This is a genomic window from Vibrio sp. ECSMB14106 (assembly GCF_000972265.1).
Taxonomy (GTDB): Bacteria; Pseudomonadota; Gammaproteobacteria; order Enterobacterales; family Vibrionaceae; genus Vibrio; species Vibrio kanaloae.
Genome location: NZ_LAUM01000059.1, coordinates 1 through 4,248, shown reverse-complemented (window position 1 = coordinate 4,248; position 4,248 = coordinate 1). Strand labels below are relative to the sequence as shown.

At 40.2% G+C, this 4,248-nt stretch carries 4 protein-coding genes; 3 read left to right on the top strand and 1 reads right to left on the bottom strand.

Features of this window, described 5'->3' with window-relative positions:
- Positions 1-94 precede the first annotated feature (94 nt).
- On the bottom strand, positions 95-721 hold the full coding sequence (locus WR49_RS20575; protein ID WP_046225262.1) for a hypothetical protein: 627 nt from the start codon (positions 719-721) through the stop codon (positions 95-97).
- A 102-nt stretch (positions 722-823) separates the two neighbouring features.
- On the opposite strand from WR49_RS20575, the gene WR49_RS20570 reads away from it, so the two are divergent.
- The 3 genes from WR49_RS20570 (at position 824) to WR49_RS20560 (ending at position 4,169) form a co-directional block, all read left to right on the top strand.
- Positions 824-1,186, top strand: a complete 363-nt coding sequence (locus WR49_RS20570) for a hypothetical protein (RefSeq protein WP_082082808.1) — start codon at positions 824-826, stop codon at positions 1,184-1,186.
- Between the two features lie 9 nt (positions 1,187-1,195).
- A complete protein-coding gene (locus tag WR49_RS20565; protein ID WP_046225260.1) occupies positions 1,196-2,395 on the top strand; it encodes a tyrosine-type recombinase/integrase in 1,200 nt (399 codons plus the stop codon).
- Positions 2,396-2,507: 112 nt separating this feature from the next.
- The gene (locus WR49_RS20560) at positions 2,508-4,169 is read left to right on the top strand and encodes an ATP-dependent nuclease (protein WP_046225259.1); all 1,662 of its coding nucleotides are present in this window, start codon (positions 2,508-2,510) and stop codon (positions 4,167-4,169) included.
- Positions 4,170-4,248: the final 79 nt, after the last annotated feature.

Sequence of the window (4,248 nt, the reverse complement as noted above, 5' to 3'; positions counted from 1 at the left end):
ATTACAGGGCCAGTCTAGAGAGACCGACCCAGCGACTTAGGATTTTAGGTATTGATTTGTGTTGGTGGGGTTATTTAGTGATGTGTTTTAGTTATTAACTACCTTGAAAGTCTTTTAGTCGATTGTCACAAACTTCACATGATGCATAAAGGGGTACATCAAGCTTCGAAGTGATCAAAGCGGTAACTTTATCCTCACACACATCGCAGTAATACTCCTCCATCACATAGAGTGGAGCTGGCTTGATAACATCCAGTAAATTTAATGCTTCTTGAACAGCACTTTTAAAGTGAATTAACTCTCGATCCGATAAGCTATAATCTTGCTCATGAATCAACTTGTTACGAATAGTTGCAGTCTTACGTAGTAACGTCATTAGCTCAGGGGATAACATATGCTCAATTGACGTCGCCTTTTCGTGTAGCCCTTTCCCTTGAGCTCCCAACTTAGACAATTCAGACTCTAATGACTTAGAAGAATTAATCACGATCTCATATTCACTTTGACTAGAAGAGTTTATTGATTGAGTAGCAGAACGCTTGCTCTCTTTTGCATAAAAGTTGTACTTGTTAGTCGAGTGCTTGACTTGATAATAGATTACGAATGCGGCAAAAGTAGCTATCACCCCCATCAGTGGCTTACTGATAAGAAGTATTAACAAAATGAAAGCTAAAGCTATCTTTAAAAAGCCATGAACTATTTTCTCCACTGTCTCGACCATATACTTCCTTTCCATAGTTTTTTGTGAGTGGTGGTGTATCCGAATCATCATTAATTACAAGCACATATTAACACCATGATACTGATAATCATGGAGTTTAATATGATCAAGGTTACAACTTTAAATAATCTATCAACCCTACCAATCACCATCACATTAGAAGAACAAGTCAAATCCACCCTCACTGAACTATTTCACGATGAAACCGAAACCCAACAGGTATGGGATGAGTTGCAATGTGAACTCTGGTTCCTCACCTCAATTAATGAGCTAAACGCTGTCGTCGTCGACGATCTCGAATTACTGAAACGAGCCCTAACCTATACCGAATTCGAAGACGTTCTAGATTACGGAGCTTCTATATCCCTAAGCATTGTCGAGGACAGTGGTAAGGGCCTCTACCTACTGATGCCTAAGGCGCTCCGCACTGAATTACATCAATATTTCTCAATCTCTGATGAGTAAGGGGGACTAATGCAATCACGTAAACTCAAATTCAATAAACGCCAACTTGATTCATTACCGCCGACGCCGTCGACAAGTCGAAGTAAAGAAACTGAGTATACGGATGAGCTCTGTAGCGGCTTAAAAATAATTATCAACAGACAAGGGAGACGTAGGTTCCTATTCAGATACACCTATTTCGGGAAAAAGAAATCGTTACAAATTGGTGAATACCCTGCGCTAGATATCAACACAGCTAGACAGATAGCCAATGACCACAAGCGAGATATCGCACTAGGTAATGACCCTAAGGCAATGAGGGATGAAAAATCTAATGTACTCACGTTTCAAGAATTTGCGGAGCAGCATTACCTACCCTACGCCCGGATGAACAAACTCACTGCTAAGAATGATGTCGGTAACTTAAAGCTTCATTTCTACCCCAAATGGGGTAAGAAAAGTATCACCGATATCAGCCAACAAGACATTCAAAAGCTACTCGATGGAGTTCTAGAAACAAGGAAGCCTTCCACGGTAAATAGATTGCGTTCCCTAGCCCTTAGAATGTTCAGATTAGCGATGGAGTGGGGGTTCGTGGACAAGAATCCGGGGCTGTATATAAGGAAGCTTAAGGAGAATAATTTAAGAAACAGATTCCTGAACCGCAAAGAGGTTTCATCCTTCATCAAGGCATGTAACGAGGAACCTAATCGGACCCAAGGCAACGCCTTAAAATTCGCCCTACTTACCGGAATGCGCATAGGTGAAATTACTAATTCCAAGTGGGACTGTCTTACCGTCGACGACGACGGCAATTGGAGCCTGTTCCTACCGCATACAAAATCGGGGTTATCAAGGACGGTTCTGCTCAATAATTTAGCTAAGGAGGTAATACATGACCAGCGACGATTTCAGATACGTAAGAACCCCTATATCTTTGCCGGAGATGCACCCGGTAGACCTATCGCACATCCGAAGAAGGCATTCGCCCGAATCAAGAAAGCAGCAGGGATCTATGATGATTTCCGCATACACGACCTCAGGCACTCTTTCGCTTCGATCCTTATAAACAGTGGTAACGCTACGCTCTATGATGTTCAGCATCTACTTGGGCACCAGAGCCCTCAAACTTCGACTAGGTATGCTCATTTAGCTTCGAGTAGGTTGAGAGAGGTCAGTGCTAATGTATCGGATCTGGTTGGGAATGTTAGTACTAATAGTAGGAACTAGAGAGTCCAATCACTAATTGAGCAAGTAAGCCTAATTAGTGGTTGACGGCTATCAAGAACCATTCGATTATGATTTTAATGTACTGTATTTATTGATAAAAAGAATATCAACAATGAAAATAACAAGAATTAAAGTAAAATCTTTCAGGACAATTACTTCTGATCAGGAGTTCACTCTTGATGGTGGTGTTACATTAGTAGGCCCAAACAACTCAGGTAAAACCAATACTCTACTTGCAATAAAGACTTTTTTTACCGGTTATGAAAATGAATGCAACTATAACTATGAGCGAGACCTACCATATGAAGCTAAAGGTGAAAAAACCAGTATTACAGTCTGGTTCAGCGGTGACCGAAAAAGCACTACTGATGCAGATAAGTTGTCTCGCCTTGACCGTTTAAGAGAATTATTACAAATTATCCCCGATGACGCTGATGAATTTTCTATCAATGTGTATTTTAATGGCTCTAAACCCGTATATCAGATCCACCCTGGCGTGAAAAGGCCCACGGAGAGAACTGAGCAGTCAAAGTTTTCTCTAGAACAAAAAAAGTTTATCAACTCGATTCTTGAGGGGTTCCAGTGGTATTACATACCTTCTAATAAATCAACTGAGGAGCTGTACGATGAATTTGTTACTCCTTTTGTCAGAAAAAAAGTTGCAGAAGTCCTTAGTGACTATGATGCCGATATAAGAAGAAGTATTTCGAATTTGACGGAAAGCATGAACGATTTGCTTCTTAAGAGTGGCGTTGAGAATATAAAGACTTCCATGCAATATCCAGGAAATTCAATGGAAGGATTTATCTCCGGCTTAGAGCTACATGTTGAGGATGAAAACACTAGCTCTATTTTTGAGAAAGGGATGGGCACACAAGCAGCCGTAATATTATCTTCGTTCAAGTGGATAACAGAGCAGCAGGGGGATAAAAAAGTTATATGGCTAATTGAAGAACCAGAAACATTTATGCACCCCGGACTTGCAGAGAAATGCTCTGCGTTGCTTGACTCTTTATCTGAAATATCCACAGTTGTTAAAACAACACATGCAATAAACTTTATTCCATCAGACGTCAATACAGTCCAAGGTGTAGAGTTAAACTCAAAAGGCTCTACAGTAATTAAGCCTTTCCTAACCCACTCTGAAGCAACAAACTCTATTCGAGAATCGCTGGGGGTCAAGTTTTCAGATTTCTTTGGTTTATCCAGTATGAATATCTTTTTAGAAGGCGAGACAGACAGACTCTACCTAAAAAAAGTGCTGTCAAGTCTCTCTCAAGAGCTTCTACAAGAGATTCCATCAGTGGCATCAAAACATGTACAATTTAGAGATTTTACTGGAGTTACGGATCTGAAAGGATTTATTAAAGCTAACTATGGCTTAATTCGTAAGGAAACAGCTTTGGTTTCGCTCTTCGATGGTGATGACGCTGGAGTGAAATGCATTCGTGAATTAGCGGGATTCTTTGGGAATAAAGGCGGGTATAATTCAGATAAAGATTATGTACTAATTCCCGGAAATATGGCTATAGAATCCTTATTCCCAAGTGAATGGATACAGGATGCTTTCGCTACAGAACCTGTATGGTTTGAAGAGTACATCCCGGCTGCTGATGATAGTATTAGTTTCTTTGCTATTAGAGATAAATCTAAAAAGGCTTTTATGAATCATATGTTCGATAAAGTCGACAATAGTGAAAATTGTCTATGGTCTGATAAGTTTATGACAATACTAAGAAAACTAGAGAAAAACATAAATGTACAGCTTCATTGAGTTAGCTGCTATTGAACTCACATCAGCCATCCTAAAATCCTAAGTCGCTGGGTCGGTCTCTCTAGACTGGCCCTGTAAT

Excerpts from the sequence above, each read along its gene's own strand:
- WR49_RS20560 (WP_046225259.1), top strand. The coding sequence starts at position 2,508 with ATGAAAATAACAAGAATTAAAGTAAAATCTTTCAGGACAATTACTTCT.
- WR49_RS20575 (WP_046225262.1), bottom strand. The coding sequence starts at position 721 with ATGGTCGAGACAGTGGAGAAAATAGTTCATGGCTTTTTAAAGATAGCT.
- WR49_RS20565 (WP_046225260.1), top strand. The coding sequence starts at position 1,196 with ATGCAATCACGTAAACTCAAATTCAATAAACGCCAACTTGATTCATTA.
- WR49_RS20570 (WP_082082808.1), top strand. The coding sequence starts at position 824 with ATGATCAAGGTTACAACTTTAAATAATCTATCAACCCTACCAATCACC.